The sequence below is a fragment of the Kushneria sp. Sum13 genome (assembly GCF_052692355.1).
This window is the reverse complement of sequence record NZ_CP199847.1, coordinates 3,320,038-3,338,334: the sequence shown is the minus strand read 5'-3', so window position 1 is coordinate 3,338,334 and position 18,297 is coordinate 3,320,038. Positions and strand designations below refer to the sequence as shown.

General features: G+C 61.9%; 15 protein-coding genes. 7 read left to right on the top strand and 8 right to left on the bottom strand.

Annotated features, from left to right (window positions below; translation table 11 throughout):
• Window positions 1–46: 46 nt before the first annotated feature.
• The 3 genes from ACUN8C_RS15435 to ACUN8C_RS15425 form a co-directional block, all read right to left on the bottom strand.
• Window positions 47–2,401 (bottom strand): beta-glucosidase, encoded by a 2,355-nt coding sequence (locus tag ACUN8C_RS15435; protein WP_445620047.1) that lies wholly within the window; start codon window positions 2,399–2,401, stop codon window positions 47–49.
• Between the two features lie 281 nt (window positions 2,402–2,682).
• Window positions 2,683–3,900 (bottom strand): amino acid deaminase, encoded by a 1,218-nt coding sequence (locus ACUN8C_RS15430; protein WP_445620046.1) that lies wholly within the window; start codon window positions 3,898–3,900, stop codon window positions 2,683–2,685.
• A 60-nt stretch (window positions 3,901–3,960) separates the two neighbouring features.
• On the bottom strand, window positions 3,961–4,740 hold the full coding sequence (locus tag ACUN8C_RS15425; protein WP_445620045.1) for an IclR family transcriptional regulator: 780 nt from the start codon (window positions 4,738–4,740) through the stop codon (window positions 3,961–3,963).
• A 171-nt stretch (window positions 4,741–4,911) separates the two neighbouring features.
• Between ACUN8C_RS15425 and ACUN8C_RS15420 the strand changes: the two genes are divergently transcribed.
• The 3 genes from ACUN8C_RS15420 (at window position 4,912) to ACUN8C_RS15410 (ending at window position 8,422) form a co-directional block, all read left to right on the top strand.
• Window positions 4,912–6,363, top strand: coding sequence for an N-acyl-D-amino-acid deacylase family protein (locus ACUN8C_RS15420; RefSeq protein WP_445620044.1), 1,452 nt, complete (start codon window positions 4,912–4,914; stop codon window positions 6,361–6,363).
• Between the two features lie 70 nt (window positions 6,364–6,433).
• Entirely contained in the window at window positions 6,434–6,829 is a 396-nt protein-coding gene (locus tag ACUN8C_RS15415; protein WP_445620043.1) for a RidA family protein, read from the top strand.
• Window positions 6,830–6,949: 120 nt separating this feature from the next.
• Entirely contained in the window at window positions 6,950–8,422 is a 1,473-nt protein-coding gene (locus ACUN8C_RS15410; protein WP_445620042.1) for a sodium:solute symporter family protein, read from the top strand.
• Window positions 8,423–8,514: 92 nt separating this feature from the next.
• Here the strand turns inward: ACUN8C_RS15410 and ACUN8C_RS15405 are convergent, their stop codons facing one another.
• The 4 genes from ACUN8C_RS15405 to serA form a co-directional block, all read right to left on the bottom strand.
• Window positions 8,515–9,273 carry a phosphatase PAP2 family protein gene (locus tag ACUN8C_RS15405; protein ID WP_445620041.1) on the bottom strand — a complete coding sequence of 253 codons (759 nt, stop codon included), beginning with the start codon at window positions 9,271–9,273 and terminating at the stop codon, window positions 8,515–8,517.
• 201 nt (window positions 9,274–9,474) lie between these two features.
• Complete coding sequence (locus tag ACUN8C_RS15400; protein ID WP_445620040.1) at window positions 9,475–10,356, bottom strand: NAD(P)-dependent oxidoreductase; 882 nt, start codon at window positions 10,354–10,356, stop codon at window positions 9,475–9,477.
• A 119-nt stretch (window positions 10,357–10,475) separates the two neighbouring features.
• Window positions 10,476–11,642 (bottom strand): zinc-dependent alcohol dehydrogenase, encoded by a 1,167-nt coding sequence (locus ACUN8C_RS15395; RefSeq protein WP_445620039.1) that lies wholly within the window; start codon window positions 11,640–11,642, stop codon window positions 10,476–10,478.
• A gap of 398 nt (window positions 11,643–12,040) precedes the next feature.
• On the bottom strand, window positions 12,041–13,288 hold the full coding sequence (gene serA, locus ACUN8C_RS15390; RefSeq protein WP_445620038.1) for a phosphoglycerate dehydrogenase: 1,248 nt from the start codon (window positions 13,286–13,288) through the stop codon (window positions 12,041–12,043).
• A 385-nt stretch (window positions 13,289–13,673) separates the two neighbouring features.
• On the opposite strand from serA, the gene xseB reads away from it, so the two are divergent.
• The 4 genes from xseB (at window position 13,674) to djlA (ending at window position 17,682) form a co-directional block, all read left to right on the top strand.
• Window positions 13,674–13,985 carry an exodeoxyribonuclease VII small subunit gene (xseB, locus tag ACUN8C_RS15385; protein ID WP_445620037.1) on the top strand — a complete coding sequence of 104 codons (312 nt, stop codon included), beginning with the start codon at window positions 13,674–13,676 and terminating at the stop codon, window positions 13,983–13,985.
• Between the two features lie 10 nt (window positions 13,986–13,995).
• Window positions 13,996–14,895 (top strand): farnesyl diphosphate synthase, encoded by a 900-nt coding sequence (locus ACUN8C_RS15380; RefSeq protein WP_445620036.1) that lies wholly within the window; start codon window positions 13,996–13,998, stop codon window positions 14,893–14,895.
• 87 nt (window positions 14,896–14,982) lie between these two features.
• Window positions 14,983–16,881 (top strand): 1-deoxy-D-xylulose-5-phosphate synthase, encoded by a 1,899-nt coding sequence (gene dxs / locus ACUN8C_RS15375; RefSeq protein WP_445620035.1) that lies wholly within the window; start codon window positions 14,983–14,985, stop codon window positions 16,879–16,881.
• 33 nt (window positions 16,882–16,914) lie between these two features.
• Window positions 16,915–17,682 (top strand): co-chaperone DjlA, encoded by a 768-nt coding sequence (gene djlA / locus ACUN8C_RS15370; protein WP_445620034.1) that lies wholly within the window; start codon window positions 16,915–16,917, stop codon window positions 17,680–17,682.
• Window positions 17,683–17,713: 31 nt separating this feature from the next.
• Here the strand turns inward: djlA and ACUN8C_RS15365 are convergent, their stop codons facing one another.
• Entirely contained in the window at window positions 17,714–18,205 is a 492-nt protein-coding gene (locus ACUN8C_RS15365; RefSeq protein ID WP_445620033.1) for an acyl-CoA thioesterase, read from the bottom strand.
• Between the last annotated feature and the right edge of the window lie 92 nt (window positions 18,206–18,297).

The window sequence follows — 18,297 nt, the reverse complement described above, 5'->3', positions numbered from 1 at the left end:
TCCGGCCTGGCCGGAGGCGGTTTTTTTATGCCATATCATTTCGACGTTAGAGCGAGCCGTGCGATGTTGAATCGCTGGTCGCCACGCGCTGTTCCTGCGGTTTTGCGGCCGGCGCCGGTTCGGGCGCCAGTGGCGGCATTGCTACCACGCCGGCCGGCAGTGTCACCTGGCGTGTCTCATCGATGTCGGTGGCCGAATCGGCCAGCGCGACCTGATAGTCCCCGCCCTCAAGATGCCACTGACGCTCGCCGCTGTCATAGCGGGCAAGCTGGCGCGGATCGATCGCGAGGCGCACCTCCCTTGATTCGCCCGGCGAGAGTTCAAGACTCTGCCAGCCGCCCAGGCGGGCCGGCGAGCCATCGGGGGCATGTACATAGAGCTGCGGTGTGGTGCGGCCCTTGCGATCACCGGTATTGGTGACCGTGAAGTGCGCGGTTACCTGCTGCCCGTGTTGCTCAAGCGTCAGGTCATGGCGCTTAAAGGTGGTATAGGAGAGCCCGTGGCCGAAGGCATACAGCGGTGTCTTGCCCTCGCGCTCGAACCAGCGATAGCCGACATCGGCGCCTTCGCGGTTGTAGTCGACATCAAAAAAGGCGCTGTTGCCGATGGTCAGCCCCGGCACCTGCGGACGCGGCAGCTGCTCGTCATCCTGCGGAAAGGTCACCGGCAGCCGGCCCGAGGGGTTTTTCTGCCCGAAGAGCACGTTGGCAATCGCCTCACCGCCGCGCTGACCCGGATACCAGGCCTCGACAATGGCGGCAACGTCATCGCGCCAGGGCATGGCCACCGGCCCGCCGGTTTCGAGCACCACCACCGTGCGCGGATTGGCTTTCGCTACCGCCTCGATCAGGTCATTTTGCCTGTCTTCCAGCGCCAGACTCTGCATGTCCATGGTTTCCGAAGTCCATTGCTGGGCAAAGACCACGGCCACATCGCTGTCACGTGCCTGGCGTACCGCTTCATCAATGTCGTCGCCCGAGCTGAAGGTGACGCTTGAATCCGGCGCGTGCAGGCCGATCGCCCCCAGCGGTGAGGATCTGGGATAAAGGCGCTGGGTGTTGACGCCTTTGGGCGGGTTCAGGTCGGGCAGGGCATCACCATCCATCGGCACCACCGCGGCCGAGCCGCCGCCGGCGATCACGGCACGGTCGGCATGGGCCCCGGTCACACTGATGCGTTTGTCCTGCGCGCCATCCAGTGGCAGCACGCCCTGATCATTTTTCAACAGCACCATGGCGTTTTCGGCGATGCGCTGGGCTACGTCAGCGTTGGCCTTTTTGTCGATTGGCTCACGCGTGGGCGGATGATCGACGATGCCGGAAGCAAAGTAGCTGCGCAGGATGCGATGGGCCATGTCGTCGATGCGCTCGCGGGGCACCTCGCCACGTTCGACTGCCTTTTCCAGCGGCGCGCCAAAATAGACCACGCCGTCAAAGTCCTCGGCGGCGGACTGCTGATCCAGCCCTGCGTTGGCCGATGGGGCGCTGGAATAGACCGCCCCCCAGTCGGACATCACAAAGCCCGGGTAGCCCCATTCCTTCTTGAGCACCTGATTGAGCAGGTAGCCGTTTTGACAGGCATAGTCGCCATTGACCCGGTTATAGGCGCACATGGCCGCGCCCGGATGGCTGTGTTCGAGGGCGTAGCGAAACGACAGCAGATCGGATTCCTGCAGCGCCTGGTCGCTGATATCGGCACTGAGCTTGTGGCGTCCGGTTTCCTGAGCGTTCATCGCGAAGTGCTTGATGGTCGACATTACGTGCTGGCTTTCGATGCCGTTGATCTTGGCCGCCGTTGTCAGCCCCGACAGCAGCGGATCTTCCCCCGGCATCTCGTAGTTGCGCCCGGCGCGCGGGTCGCGCACCAGCCCGGCCGTGCCGCCCAGCAGCACATTGAAACCGTAGTGACGGGCCTCGCGGGCGATCATCTCCCCGCCCTGGCGGGAGAGCTCGGGCTGCCAGGTGGCGGCGGCGGCCAGTACCGAAGGCAGCGCCGTCGCCTGTCGATTCGGGTCGATCCAGCCCGGATTGGTCACGCCAAGATCGGCATCGGTCTGCTGCTGGGCAGGAATGCCCAGCCGGCTGATGCCGGGCACAAATCCGGCCGAGCCGATGGCGCCGCGCACGCGCTGTGACGGGTCCATCGGCGCGGCAAAATCCCCGACCAGCAGCTGCATTTTCTCGGTCGTGGTCATCTCGTTTAACGCCGCGCTCGCGCGCTCGTCAGCCGAACGGCTCTGATCCATCCAGGGCGCCTGTGCCAGTCGATCACTCAGGCTTTGTTCAGCCTGCGCCAGCCGGCCAGGGCGTTGATCCGGTACCGGGGGCATCTGCGTGGCCAGCACCTGAGCGCTGAAAACAGCAGACAGCGTGATCACGGGCAAAAGAAAGCGTTGGCGCATGCGTAAGGTGTCTCCGGAGGATCAGGATGCCGGGCCCGAATCAAGGCGATTTTTGGGCGCGGAACAGTCAACAAGCGGACTACCTTAGTCGTATTCGGTGTGCCGTGCTGTGTCAAAACGTCAGCTTTTGCCAGCGAGTGACAGCAATCATGAGCGAGTGTGAGCCGGCGTCAGTGCGCGCAACCGAAAAGCCGCGGGCCGCTGGCAGGGCGGCAGCGGCCCGGGTGTCTCAGAGCAGTTTGAGGTGCCGGCGTCCTCGAGTTCTGGCAAGGGCGCAGGGTTTAAAAGAACGTCGGCTCAACGGCAGTCACCGACAGATTTTCATCCACCCATAGCCCCTGACGCCATTTGTCGAAGGTCAGACACGGATGGGAGGCGCCAAAGGCGATGATGTCCTCGATGCCAATCTCGGCGTCTTCCGGCACGCGCAGGAAGGTGTGCTGATCCATGATGTGAACGACCTGCCAGTCGGTGACATCGCGCACGTATTGACCGTCCCGATACAGGCGCAGCGCCATGGGCAAATCCGGGTCGCAGGAGATATCGCGCTTGCCCATCGACACGATCGCAAGCCCGGGCTCGGGCAGTGACTGCACCTGGGCGAACACTTCCAGTGCCGGCTCAAGCGCGCCTTCAAGCTCGGGGCGGCGTTCGCTGACGGCTTCCATGGCCTCGCGATAAAGGCGGTGATCGTGGGCAACATAACAGCCCGGGCGCAGTACCGGCGTGTAGTGCTCGCGCAGTTCGGCCTGATCGAAGGCCTCGGCGATCAGGTCAAACCATTTCGAGCCGGAGGCGGTCACGATCGGCGCCGGTGTGGCCAGCACGCCACTGTCATGAAAGTGTCTGACGGTGTCGACCAGCCGGGCACCATAGGCGCGCACATCTTCCAGCGCACTGTCGCCGCCGATCATGCCTTCATACCCTTCGATGCCGGCCAGCTTCAGGGCCGGCGCCTGCCGGATGGCCTCCACCAGCGCGGCCAGTTCCTCGGCGTTACGCACGCCACACCGACCGCCAGGGACGCCCAGCTCGATCAGTACCTGCAGGCGTTGACCGCGGGCCGTAAAGACATCGTTGAGCGTACGCACGTTATCGGTGTGATCCACCGTGCAGTAATAGTCCAGCCCGCCTTCGATCATGTCGCAGACCAGCGCCATGTTGGCCTGCCCGATCAACTGATTGGCCATGATGAGTCGACGCACGCCCTGTTCAAATGCTGCCGCACACTGAGTCGCTGTCGCCAGGGTGATGCCCCAGGCGCCGGCCTCCATCTGGCGCCGAAACAGCGCCGGCATCATGGTGGTCTTGCCGTGCGGTGCCAGGCGGGCATGGTGGTGATCGGCAAAGCGCTGCATCCAGGCAATGTTGTGCTCCAGCACCTTCTGATGCAGCACCATCGCCGGCAGGCTCACGCCTGTCAGCAGACTGTCGCCCAGCACCGGGCTGCCCTTTTGAAGGGGCTGGCCATCGGTAGGCGAGAGCGAAGAGGTTGGCATGATATAGCGCTCCTGACGGGATGTTGATGTTGTTGTCACCAGGCGCTGGTCGCAGCGCCTTTAGTGTCCGTAAAGCGTTCTGGCCGCCTGTTTCAGCGCCTTTAGCAGTTCGTCGCGGCGTGCGGTAGTTGCATCGCGGCCGATGGTGAAGCACAGCGTGGCGTGCGCGTGGCCACCCTGGTCCAGCACCGGTACGGCCAGGCAGCAGGCAAAGCTGTCGGCCAGCCCCTCGGTAACGGCGTGGCCCTGGGCGCGGGCACGGTCGATCTCGGCGAAAAAATCCTCGCGGGCGATCTCGCGTCCGTCCGGCAGGATGAAATCCTCTGCCGGGATGAAATCGGCAATCGCCTCAAACGTCATGTCGCCCAGCAGTACCCGCCCCGATGCCGTCCAGGGAATCGGAATGCGCACGCCCGTGTCAGCGCTGATGCGAAAGGGACGGGTGCCGTTGTCATCCAGCACCACGGTGTACTTGTTGCCCTCCAGCATGCAGAACTGGCTGGTTTCGTTGAACTCGGCGGCCAGCTGACGCAGCACGCCGCGTGCCCGGCTGATCAGATCGTTGTGGTGGGCGTAATCCAGACCGAACAGGTGCATGGCGCGCCCAAAAAAGATGCGCCCGTCACGGTCTACCTCCAGCCAGCCGGCCTCGCTCAAAATACTGACCAGTTCATAGACGCTCGAGCGCGGTGCGCCGGTGGCCGCAACCAGTTCGCGCGGCGTCATGGGCGTCTTGTGGCGATGCAGCTGGGTACACAGATCGATAACGCGATCAACGCCTCGGGCGCGCTTGCCGCCGGCTGTCGCAGGGGCATCCGGCACATGAGAAGTATCCGACATGAAGGCTCGCTCTTGATTCAACGGTAGTCCGGTCATCGTGCACCGGATGACGCCATTTGACGACTTGCATTCGGTCTCAATGTGGGAGCAGGATAAGCCTGTCCAGCAAAACAGACAAGTGTCCGATATATCGGACGAACCAACAATAACGACGATTGTCCGGAGTCACACATGTCCTCATCACATCATTTCGATGTTCTGATTCGCGGCGCACGAGTGCTGGATGGCACTGGCGCGCCGGCTTTGGAAGCCGATGTCGCCATCAGCGGTGAGCGCATTGCTGCGCTGGGCAATCTTGATGGCGCCAGCGCCGGGCAGGTGATCGACGCACACGGATGCTATCTCGCGCCCGGCTTTATCGATGTCCATACCCACGACGATACCAACGTGATTCGCACCCCCGAGATGCTGCCCAAGCTCACTCAGGGGGTGACCACCGTCATTGTGGGCAACTGCGGCATCAGCGCCTCGCCGGTACGTCTTCGCAGCAGCGCTGTCCCCGATCCGATGAACCTGCTCGGGCATCGGGAAGACTTTGTCTATCCGAGCTTTGCCAACTATGCCGAGGCGGTAAATGCGGCCGGGCCTGCCGTTAACGTGGCGGCACTGGTGGGGCACACTGCGTTGCGCGCCAACCTGATGGATGCGTTTGACCGCCCGGCAACGCGTGATGAGATCGAGTCGATGCGCAGTGCGCTTAAGCAGGCGCTGGATGAGGGCGCCATCGGCATGAGTTCGGGGCTGGCGTACAAAAATGCCCGCCACGCCCCACTTGAAGAGATGCACGCGCTGGTCGATGAGGTGGGCCGGCGTGGGGCGCTGTACACCACCCATCTGCGTGATGAGTTTGCAGGTCTCCCGGAGGCGATGGAGGAGGCCTTTGCCACTGCCCGTCACGGTGGCGCTGAACTTGTCATCTCGCATCTGAAGTGTGCCGGCGTAGGCAACTGGGGCAACGCACCGCTGGCGCTCGAGCGCCTTGAGCAGGCAGCACTGAGCCAGACCTGTCACTGCGATTGCTACCCCTACACCGCCGGTTCTTCGACGCTGGATCTGGGTCAGGTGACCGACGAGATCAACATCTTCATTACCTGGTCAGAGCCGCATCCGGAGATGGCACGTCAGCCGCTGGATGAGATCGCACGTGTCTGGGCCGTGTCGCTGATGGAGGCCGCCATGCGGCTGCAGCCGGCCGGCGCGGTTTATCACAACATGTCGGAAGCCGACATGACCCGTATTCTCTCCCACCCGCTGACCATGGTGGGCTCCGACGGTCTGCCCAACGACCCGCACCCGCATCCACGCCTGTGGGGCGCCTTTCCGCGCGTGATCGCTCACTACTGCCGCGACGAGAAGCTGTTTGAGCTGCCGGAAGCCATCCGCAAGATGACCAGTCTTTCGGCGCGCAACTTCGGCCTGACCGATCGCGGCGAGATTCGCGAAGGCGCCTTTGCTGATCTGACGCTCTTTGATCTGGCAACGCTTGAAGACGTTGCCACCTTTAGTGATCCGATCGCCCCGGCCCGTGGCATCGAGCTGGTGATGGTCAACGGGCGCATCGCCTATCAGGGCGGTGTGCCTGTAGAGCGCGCCGGTCGGCTGCTGTATCGCGGTGCAGTCTGACCCTCTTCTAACGATTACCGACAGCGGTTCGTTTTATCGACACGTTTTATTTTTTCAACAGGAGCAGCACATGAGCATCAAGCGTTATGGCACCGGCAGCGGTATCGGCACCGGCGGCCAAAAACTGCCGTTTGCGAAGGCCACCGAGGCCGATGGCTGGCTGTTTGTTTCGGGCCAGACCCCGATGACCGACGGCGAAGTGGTCGAGGGCGGCATCATCGAGCAGTCGCGACTCGCGTTCGAAAACTGTCTGGCGATCATGAAAGACGCCGGCTACGGCGTGGAAGATGTGGTGCATGTCACGGCGGTGCTGACGGATGCGCGCTATTTCAGCTCGTTCAACAAGGTGTTTGCCGAGATCTTCGGGGATCACCCGCCGGCCCGTATCTGCAGCGTCCAGGACCTGGTGGTCGATTGCAGGGTCGAGGTCGACATGAAGTGCTTCCGGGCCGATCGCAAAGGCTGAACTGTCCCTGCCGGAGTGGAAGTGTCTGTCGGGTCAGGGCGTGCTCGCTGACCCGGCAACCCTCACATATCAGCATCATGGCGTTAAAAGACCTGCCCAATAACCACAAGAGGTCCTCCCATGCATACCACCTTCTTTCTGATCGGATTTTTTGCCTTTTTGCTGGCCATGATCGTTTTTGGCAGCGTGATGTCGCGCCGTCATCGCGGTGATGGAGACAACTTTCTGCTGGGCGGGCGTGGCGTGCCCGTCTTTTTGACCATCGGCACGACCGTGGCGACCATGGTGGGCACCGGCTCCAGCATGGGCGCGGTAGGCTTTGGCTATAACAATGGCTGGGGTGGGGCGCTTTACGGTATCGGTGGTGCGATCGGCATCCTGCTGCTGGCCTGGTGGTTTGCCCCCATGCGTCGGCTTCGTTTCATGACCATGAGCGAGGAGCTTGCCTATTACGTGGGGGGCAGCCGGCTGGTGCGCAATGTGGTGGCGGTGCTGATCTATGTGGCCAGTATCGGCTGGCTGGGGGCACACATTCTGGGCGGCGGCATGTACCTGTCCTGGATTGCCGGTATTGACCTGAGTCTGGCCAAGATCATCGTGGCGATCGGGTTCGGGCTTTACTGCGTGATCGGCGGCTACATGGCGGTGGTCTGGACCGATACCGTCCAGGCCGTGCTGCTCTTTCTGGGATTTATCGCCATGGCGGTGTTTGCCCTGATCGATATCGATGGATTTTCCCATCTGGGCGATAACATGGCACCGGGCGCGGCCGAGAGCTGGTTTGGCGTGGCGCAGCTGGGGCTGGTGCCGGCGCTGTCGCTGGCGGTCGTCGTAGGCGTTGGGGTGCTGGCCACGCCCTCGTATCGCCAGCGCATCTATTCGGCGCAGTCGGTGAATAGCGTGCGGCGCTCCTTTGTGTTTACCGGCGTGCTCTATCTGGCCTTTTCCATCATTCCGGCGATTGTCGGCATGGCGGCCCATACGCTGGCGCCGGACCTTGAGAACAGCAACTACGCCTTTCCCTATCTGGCCACCCAGGTGCTGCCGATGGGACTGGGCATGCTGGTGCTGATTGCCGGGCTTTCCGCCACCATGTCGAGCGCCAGCTCCGATGCGCTGGCGGGCGTAGCGATCATGATGCGCGATCTGTGGGTCATGACGACCGGACGGACACCGGCGCCGGAGAAGGTGGTCTTTTTCTCGCGTATCGCACTGGTGGTGACCATCGGACTGGCGCTGGCCTTTGCGCTGATTACCGACAACGTTATTACCTATATCACCACGATGATTGCCACTGTCATGTCGGGGCTTTTTGTCTGCGGTCTGCTGGGGCGCTTCTGGACGCGCTACAACTGGCAGGGGGCAGTGGCCACCCTGGTCGCCGCCTCGGCCACCTCACTGATGGTCACGGCAAGCGATGCCATGAAGGCCTTCTGGGGCAACCCCAGTATTCCGGCCGTGGTGGTGGCGATGATCGCCGGTGTCACGGTGACGCTCATGACGCCTCGCTCCAGTGTGACTCGCGAGCAGGCCCTCATGATTCTGGATGAGGAGCGCGCGCGTATGGAAATGCCTGCTGCCGCCAAACCTTGAGAAAAGTGGCCTATAGAAAAGGAGCGCTCCCGATCATCGGAAGCGCTCCTTTCACATGAGCTTTAATGCGCAGATATCTCGAACAGGTCAGCTCAGAACATCACGCGCAGCAGGCCCCCGACCAGCTCTCGAGGATCTTCTCCAAGGGTTGCCATGATATAGCAGCCAATGAAGGTCAACGGATAAAACCACTGTGGGTGGGACTGGCTGTACCCGGTGAGATACTTGCCTATGGATTGAAAGGGCGGCAGCAGCGCGACCTGAACCGTCAGAATGGCCAGCGCACCGCCGCCGATAATGTCAGCGATGAAGTGATAGCCCAGATAAATTCGGGTAAAGCAGAGCAGTGCCGCCAGGGCGATCGCAACAGTGCCAAGCCTGCGGTGCAGACGCCAGATCACGTAGGCCAGCCCGACATATACTGCGGCGTGATCGCTGGGAAACGAGCTGAAATCGTGCAGGGTCTGAGCATCGACGCCGGTGGGCGGCGTGAAATCGAGGGACGGGTCCTGCAATGGGCGTACATGTGGCGGGGTCAGAAACTGTATGGTGCGACTGACCGCCGAGGAGCAAAACGCTGCAATGCCACAGGTCAGCAGCTCTGCACGACGAGGGATCAGGGCAGGCATGAACCATAGACCCCAGATCATTGCGATCAACACGATGCCCGAAATCAGATTCTGATAGGACAGGGCATGCATGATGAAATCAAACAGGGCGCTTTCGCGGGCCATTTGATTGATGCCGAGCATGATCCGGTCTTCCATGCCCAGTGGCATGATAAAGGTGATGAGCGCGGTGAGCGCCAGCAGTGCCAGTGCCACCAGAGCCACAAGACTTTCGCGAATCATGGGGGAGAGAGGAGTCCTGCCGTCATACCGAGCGGATGAGGTCGTCATGAGCTGCCAGATTAAAGTTAAGTTAATGTGACGGCAGTATGAATGTTTGCGAATGCATGAGTTGTGTCACTTCGTGCATGGTTTGTTGCTGAACGGTTCCAGAGGACCCGAATGCCCACATTCGAGCCCTGATTCAATGTTCAACAGACGGAATTAGCCGTGTTGTCGACGCAGGTAGTCATGCACGGCGGCGATGTCCTGTTCGCCAAGGCCTGCCTCGACCGCGTCACGCCAGATCTCGCTGATACGTGCCAGTCCCGGCAGGTCAGTATCACCAGCGGCATCGAGTGCGAGCAGGGCATCCTTGAGCCCCCACTCCAGCGCCATCTGAGCGCTGTACTCATCACCGCCGATCTTGTCGAGCTTGGCCTTCACGTAGGGCGCGGCCAGCGGACCACCGTCGAGCACCGACCAGAACTCCTCGGTAGAAAAGCCCAGCGTCTGCGCCAGGCGTGCGCTTTCGGCAATGCCCTGCATCATGTGGATCAGCCAGGCGTTGACGACAAGCTTCATGCGCGAGCCGCGCCCGGCATCTCCCAGCCAGACCACGCGTTTGGAGATGGCGTTGAAGACTGCATCAATGCCGTCGGCAGCCTTTTGGTCACCGCTGGCCAGCACCGAGATGGTGGCCTGTTCGGCTGGGGCCTTGGTGCCGGACACCGGCGCATCGATAAAGACCACGTCTGGGCGGGCCGTTTTGATCTCGCGAATCAGTGTTTCGGTGTGTTCCACGCCGATGGTGCCCATCTGGATCACCACGCCCCTTTCGGGCAAATGTTCCAGCGCGCCGCCATCACCCAGTAGAACGTCACGGGTGGTGTCAAAATCCGGCAGCATGGTGATGACAAACCGGGCACCGCTGACGGCGTCAATGGCGCTGTCGGCATTGAAGGCGCCCTGTTCGGCCAGATCGTCTCCACGCGAGCGGGTGCGGTTCCAGACCCGTACCGGCAGATCATTTGTCAACAGGTTGGCGGCAAAGGCGTGGCCCATGGCGCCCAGGCCGAGGACGGCAACGGTCGTGTCATGTGACATGAGGCAGTGCTCCATTAAGGATGGCAAACAGGTCGCATCAGCGTAGCGCGACGAGCTTCAAAGGAAAACGCAATAACGCCCCGACAGGGCGGGGCGTTAGGGTGATGGCGCAGAAGATCTTACGGCGTCAGCACGATCTTGCGGCAGTCATCTTCCTTGGCATCAAACAGGCGATAGGCCTCGGCAGCCTGATCGAGTTTCATGCGGTGGCTGATGATCGCCTCGGGCTTGAGTCTGCCCTGGTCGATGGCCTCCATCAGGGTCGGCAGATAATCGTGAACGTGGGTCTGGCCACCTTTCATGGTCAGCCCCTTGTCGAAGAAGTCACCGATCAAAAAGCCGTTCACGGCACCGGCATAGACGCCCGGAATGCTGATGCTGCCCCCGCGACGAACGGCGGCCATGCACTGATGCAGGGCGATATCGCTGCTTTCGACCTCGAAGTTGTTCATGGCCGGCATTTTGCCGCCGTGCCCCTTGGCTTCGTAACCTACCGCATCGATCACGGCGTCCACGCCACGACGGCCTTCACTCATTTGAATGATGGCTTCGGCCACATCCTCGACCTGATCGAAGTTGAGGGTCTCGACGCCATAGGTCTTCTGTGCGAAATCAAGGCGATACTGCTGGTTGTCGACCATGATGATCTGCTCGGCGCCTTCCATGCGTGCACACGCCGCTGACATCAGGCCCACCGGGCCGGCCCCGAAAATGGCCAGGCTCGAGCCCTTTGTGACGCCGGCGTTAAGCACGGCCTGATAGCCGGTCGGCAGGATGTCCGACATGAACAGCACCTGCTCGTCGTCCATGCCGTCCGGGATGGCATAGGGGCCGGCATTGGCGTTTGGCACGCGCACGTACTCGGCCTGACCGCCGGGAATGCCGCCGTACATGTGTGAAAAGCCAAACAGCGCCGCCGGCGCCGGAATCGACTTCTTGTTCAGCGCCGCGCCCTCGTTGGGGTTGGTGGCCTCACACGCCGCATACAGCGAATGCTGGCAGAAAAAGCAGCTGCCGCAGGCAATCACGAACGGCACGACCACGCGATCTCCCTTCTTGACGCTGGTGACGGCAGGGCCGGCCTCTTCAACGATGCCCATGAACTCGTGACCAAAGATGTCGCCGGGCTCGGTGGCCGGCATCGAGCCGCGGTAAAGGTGAAGGTCAGAGCCACAGATGGCCGTCGAGGTCACGCGCAGAACAATGTCATCGTCCTGCTGGAGCGTGGGTTCGGGAACGTTTTCAACGCGCACGTCGTTGCTGCCCTGATAAACCAGTGCCTTCATGATGTTTCCTCCGTGAAATCTTCGGTCAGCGTGGTGACCGACAATATGGGCGATGATCGACATCCTGCCGACCCGGAAAGAAGGATAGAAAGCAAAGTGATAGTCTGCTAACGATTTATCGATACGTGATGTAAACGGGTGGGTCTGTCTATCTATCAGACGGACAGTGATGGTTGCCCGTCATGAGAAGGCAAGGGAGGGGACGATGACAGCGCTGACATGACAACGGGCGCCTCCTGAAGAAGGCGCCCGTTGATGGCCCGTGGTGGCTTGCCTGTCAGTCGCTAGGCCAGCGCTGCAAAGACAAAAAACAGCACCAGTACGATGCCTGCCACGATCACGATCAAAAGCCGCGGGTCCTTCATGGCATCATCCTCTTTGGACCGGTCGGCCATGGATTACTCACTGTCGGCCTGAGAGTAGAGCACGCGCGTACGCAGGGTATGGTTGACCTCGCGCAGGGCATTGAGCGCCTGTTCACCATAGGCCTTGTCGACATCGATGACCACGTAGCCGACTTCTTCATTGGTCTGAAGAAACTGCGCGGAGATGTTGATGCCTTCGTTGCCCAGCACGCGGTTGATCTCGGAAAGCACCCCCGGCACGTTGGCATGAATGTGCAAAAGACGGTGCTTGTCCGGGTGCGACGGCAGGGCGACTTCGGGGAAGTTGACCGAGGTAATGGTCGTGCCGTTGTCGGAAAAGGTAATGAGCTTTTCAGAGACTTCGACACCGATGTTTTCCTGCGCCTCGACGGTGGAGCCGCCAATGTGCGGGGTCAGGATCACGTTATCGAATTTGCGCAGCGGCGAGATGAATTCCTCGTCATTACCCTTGGGCTCGACCGGGAAAACGTCGATGGCAGCGCCCAGCAGCTTGCCGGATTCCAGCACTTCCGCCAGGGCTTCGATGTCGACGACCTTGCCGCGCGAGGCATTGATCAGGTAACTGCCCTGTTTCATCAGTGCCAGCTCGTCACGACCGATCATCCAGGTGGTCGAGCGTGTTTCGGGAACGTGCAGGGTGACGATGTCGGCGCGCGCCATCAGCTCCTGCAGGCTGCCGACCTGGCGGGCGTTACCCATGCCCAGCTTGGTGATGGTGTCGTAATAGATGACGTTCAGGCCTACCGACTCGGCCAGTACCGACAGCTGGGCACCGATGCTGCCGTAGCCGACGATGCCCAGTGTCTTGCCGCGGGCCTCAAACGAGTTGCTGGCGGACTTCAGCCAGCCACCGTCATGGGCGCGAGCGTTTTTCTCGGGGATGCCGCGCAGCATCATGATGGTCTCGGCCAGTACCAGCTCGGCGACCGAGCGGGTATTGGAGTAGGGCGCATTGAACACCGGGATGCCGAGCTTGAGGGCTGCCGGCAGATCCACCTGATTGGTGCCGATGCAGAAACAGCCGATGGCCACCAGGCGCTCGGCGGCGCTCAACACACGTTCGTTCAATTGCGTGCGCGAGCGAATACCGATGAAATGGGCGTCGCGGATCTTCTCGATCAGATCCTCTTCGCTCAGCGACGTCGTCAGACGCTCGATATTGCTGTAACCGGCATTTTGAAAGTTGTCCACGGCGGACTGGTGGACGCCCTCGAGCAGCAGAACCTTGATCTTGCTCTTGTCCAGAGACGTTTTAGCCATGTGCGCATCAACCCTTTAATCGGCTGGCCTGAGGGAAAGTCGGAATACGGATAGCGGGCGCGGCCCGATATCGGCCGAAATCAATCGGGCATCGATGTGGCAGCGGGAGAAGCTGCCCGGATGGCCCGGCTCGGCGGGGCGGTTATCCTAGCATGGTGGCGGTCATGGTGCATGGCCTGCCCCTGCGCGCCTCGTTGAAACTTCCGCATTTTGCAGATGAATCCGCTGCAGGCAGGGGTTTTTCAAAGCGGGTTGTGTGATGCCCTGATCCGTGGGCCGGGCGGCGTCAAAAGCGTAGCGGATGTGTATACTTGGAGGCTGTCGGTGCCTGACCGTTGCCGACACCTTTATCTCAAGCCATGTACCGGCGTTCACAGGATTACGCATGACACCAGGGCCCGAGTCCGCGCAATTGAATGATCAGACCGCTGCAGCGTCATCGACGCCGGCGGCGCAGACCCCGTCCGATTTCGCCGGGGCCCTGACCGCGCTTGAAGCTCTGGTCAGACGCCTGGAATCGGGAGATTTAAGCCTTGAAGCCTCGCTTGAGGATTTCGAGCACGGCATCGCGCTGGTTCGTGACGCGCGCACGCGCCTTGAACAGGCCGAACTGCGAGTACAGCAGCTGCTGGAGCAGGGTGACGGCTCACTGATGTCACCACCGCTGGATGAACAATCGCGAGACAACGACGCATGATGGGTGAGACATGACGGTGGACACGGCTGGGGTGAATGTTGGCGCCCTGATGACGACGCTGCGTGACAGGATCGAGGCGCAACTGGGCGCGGTGCTGGAAAACGCAGCGCCTGCGCAGGCTTCCCGGCTTGAAGAGGCCATGCGCTACAGCGTGCTGGGCGGTGGCAAGCGACTGCGCGCCATTCTGGTCTACGCCGCCGGTCAGGCACTGGCGGCAGACGACGCGGCACTGGATGCTCCGGCCGTGGCGCTTGAGCTGATTCATGCCTACTCGCTCGTTCATGACGATCTGCCCTGCATGGATGATGACGACCTGCGTCGTGGTCGACCCACCTGCCACCGCGCCTTTGACGAGGCCACGGCTCTGCTGGCAGGCGATGCCCTGCAGACCCTGGCCTTTGAAGTGCTGGCCGGGACCGGCCAGCCGCGGGCCGCCGAGATGGTGGCAACGCTGGCCCGCTGTGCCGGCCGCGCCGGCATGGCCGGGGGGCAGGCGCTGGATCTGGACGCCGTGGGTCGCCAGCTGGATGTCGAGGCCCTGATGGCCATTCATCATCACAAGACCGGTGCCCTGATTGAGGCGGCACTGTCGCTGGGCGCGCTGGCCGCACCCAGTGTCCAGCCGGCGCATCTACAGGCGCTAAGTGAATATGCCCGCGCCATTGGCCTGGCCTTCCAGATTCAGGACGACATTCTGGATGTGACCGGCTCGACCGAGGTGCTGGGCAAGACCCAGGGCGCCGATGCGCTGCGTGACAAGCCGACCTATCCGGCGCTGCTGGGGCTGGAAGAAGCACAGCGCCGGGCCCGTGCACTGTTTGATCAGGCGTTGGCAGCCCTGACCCCGCTGGGCGAGCGCGGCGAGATGCTGGCCGCCATTGCCCGTTACATGATCGAGCGCGATCACTGACACGGCCGCGCGTCGGACAAGACACTTATTGATGTCCCGGGGTTATACAGGACCAGGGACGGGATCCTGACAGGCCATTGAGGCGCTATGAAGCTGTTTGACAATATACCGACCACAAGACCGGCCACGCCGCTGCTGGACCGCATCGAGGCGCCTTCGGATCTGCGCAGTCTCGATGAGCAGCAGCTTCTGCGCCTGGCCGACGAACTCAGGGCTTTCCTGCTCTATAGCGTCGGCTGCACAGGAGGCCACTTTGGCGCCGGCCTTGGGGTCATCGAGCTGACCATTGCGCTGCATCAGCAGTACAACACGCCACACGACCGCCTGGTCTGGGACGTGGGTCATCAGACCTATCCGCACAAGATCCTGACCGGGCGACGCGAGGCGATGGAGAGCATGCGCCGCTATCAGGGTCTGGGTGCCTTCCCGCGTCGCGATGAGTCGCCCTATGACACCTTTGGCGTGGGCCATTCCAGTACCTCCATCTCGGCGGCACTGGGCATGGCGCTGGCAGCGCGTACCCGCGGTGACAATCGCCGCGTATGCGCCGTGATCGGTGACGGTGCGCTGACGGCCGGCATGGCCTTTGAGGCGCTGGCGCATGCCGGCCACGTCGATGCCAACATGCTGGTGGTGCTCAATGACAACGAGATGTCGATCTCGGAAAACGTTGGCGGCATGGCCACCTATCTGGCCCGTATTCTCAACAGCGGTCCCTATGTGGCGGCCCGCGAGGGCAGCAAGCGGGTGCTGTCGCATCTGCCCGGCGCGCTGGACATTGCCCGACGTACCGAAGAGCACGTCAAGGGCATGCTCACGCCGGCCACGCTCTTTGAAGAAATGGGTTTTAACTACGTCGGCCCCATCGACGGTCACGATCTGCCGCTGTTGATTCGCACCCTGCGCGAGCTGAAAAACCGCAAGGGGCCTCAGTTTCTGCACATCGTGACCCGCAAGGGCAAGGGCTTCGAGCCGGCCGAGGGCGATCCGATCGGCTATCACGCGATCACCAAGCTCGAGAAGGACAAGAGCGAGGTACCACCGGTGCCTGCGCCCAAAAAGTTCAAGTTCTGCAACGTCTTCGGTCAGTGGCTGTGCGATACCGCCGAACGCGATCCGCGCCTGGTGGGCATCACGCCGGCCATGCGTGAAGGCTCCGACATGATCCGCTTTTCAAAGGAATATCCGGCGCGTTACTACGACGTGGCGATTGCCGAGCAGCATGCGGTTACGCTGGCCGCCGGCATGGCCTGTGAAGACGTCAAGCCGGTGGTGGCGATCTACTCCACCTTCCTGCAGCGCGGCTACGATCAGCTGGTCCACGATGTCGCCGTGCAGGGACTCGATGTGACCTTTGCCATCGACCGCGCCGGTCTGGTCGGTGAGGACGGCGCGACCCATCACGGCACGCTGGATCTTTCCTATCTGCGCTGCGTGCCGGGCATGGTGGTCATGGCGCCCAGTGATGAGCGCGAGTGCTATCGCATGCTGACCACGGCCTATCAGTACGAAGGGCCGGCGGCAGTGCGTTATCCGCGTGGCACCGGACCGGGCACGGCCTTTGAACCGGGGCTTGAACCGCTGGAGATCGGTCGTGCCGATCTGCGACGGGAAGGTCAAAAGGGCGAGCAGGGTGTGGCGCTGCTGGTCTTTGGCAGCTTGCTGACGCAGGCGCTCAAGGTGGCCGAGCGGCTCGATGCCACGGTGTATGACATGCGTTTTGTGAAACCGCTGGACCGTGAGGCCATTCTGGCCGCGTCGGCAGAGCACGGTCTGGTCGTGACCCTTGAGGAGAACGTGATTGCCGGTGGAGCAGGCAGTGGCGTGGGGGAACTGCTGGCGGCTGAAAACGTGCGCATTTCTCTTTTGCATTTGGGCATCCCCGATCACTTCATCGAGCACGGTACGCCAGGTGAACTGCTGGCCGAGTGCGGGCTGGATGCCGAGGGCATCGAGGCCTCGATTCGCCATCGCCTGGGTCGCTGACGCCCTTCAATCAACCGGAAACAGAATCATCTCATGCTGATTGTTACCTTTATTGCCGCCATGATCGGCTATGCCATCGGCCGGCTGCCCGGGCTCCTGATTGGTGCCCTTGTAGGCTACGCGCTGGTGCGCTGGCTGCGCGTCAAGCTGATCGGCAAGCTGGCCGAGCGTCAGACCCGCTTTCTCTCTGCCACCTTTGCAGTGATGGGCGCCATGAGTCGTGCCGATGGCGAGGTGTCCGAGCGTGAGCGTCAAAGCGCCGAGGCCGTGTTTGACCGGCTGAACCTTAACGGTGAGCAGCGTGAGAAGGCGCGCGCCGATTTCGAGCGTGGTCAGCAGGACCACTTTGATCTTGAAGGGGAGCTTGCCGGGCTGCGCCAGATTGTCGGAGCGCAGCGCGGGCTGTTACAGGTCTTTTTCCAGGTACAGCTTGTAGCGCTGGCCGCCGATGGCAAGGTCGAACAATCCGAGCGCGACATGCTGATGCGGGTGGCTAAAGGACTGGGCTGCTCGCAGGAGGAGCTTTCACGTCTTGAGGCGATGCTTAACGGTGCTGCCAATGCCGGTGGCACTCAGGAAAGTGCCCAGCCGCTGGAAGAAGCCTATCGAGTACTGGGGGTGTCAGCTGATGCCACCGACGCCGAGATCAAGCGCGCCTACCGCAAGCTGATGAGTCAGAACCATCCCGACAAGCTCGCCGGCAAGGGCATGCCCGACAGCATGCGGCGCATGGCCGAACAGCGTACCAGCGAGATCAGCAACGCCTACGAGCGGATCACGCAGGCGCGCGGACAGGGCTGAGTCTGGTCCCGGCGGCGCCCGCCGCCGGGGTTTATTGAGCGCTTTTGGTCTCTCGGATCTCGCTAAAGCGCTGCTCCATCTCGCGCCGCAGTTCGCGGCGTCTCAGGCCGGATTCAAAACGCTGGCGCTCAACGTCAGTGGCGGGCTCGATCTGCGGTACTTCCACCGATTTGCCGTCATCGCCGACGGCCACCATGGTGAAATAGCAGCTGTTGGTATGGCGGACCACGCCGGCGCGGATGTCCTCGGCAATCACCTTGATGCCGATTTCCATCGAGGAGCGTCCGGTATAGTTGACCGAGCCCAGAAAGGTGACCAGTTCGCCGACATGGATGGGCTGGCGAAACATGACCTGATCCACTGACAGCGTGACCACGTAGTGCCCGGCCCAGCGGCTGGCACAGGCGTAGGCGACCTCATCAAGATATTTCAGCAGTGTGCCGCCGTGGACCTTGCCGGAAAAGTTGGCCATGTCCGGGGTCATCAAAACGGTCATGGTGATCTGGTGGCGCGGTGTGTCCATTCCCTCTCTCGCTTCTCATCGTGTTGTTATGGTCGGACCTTCGACGTCGAGCATAACCCATCGACCTTGGCCTGCGGGTGCTATCGTCATGG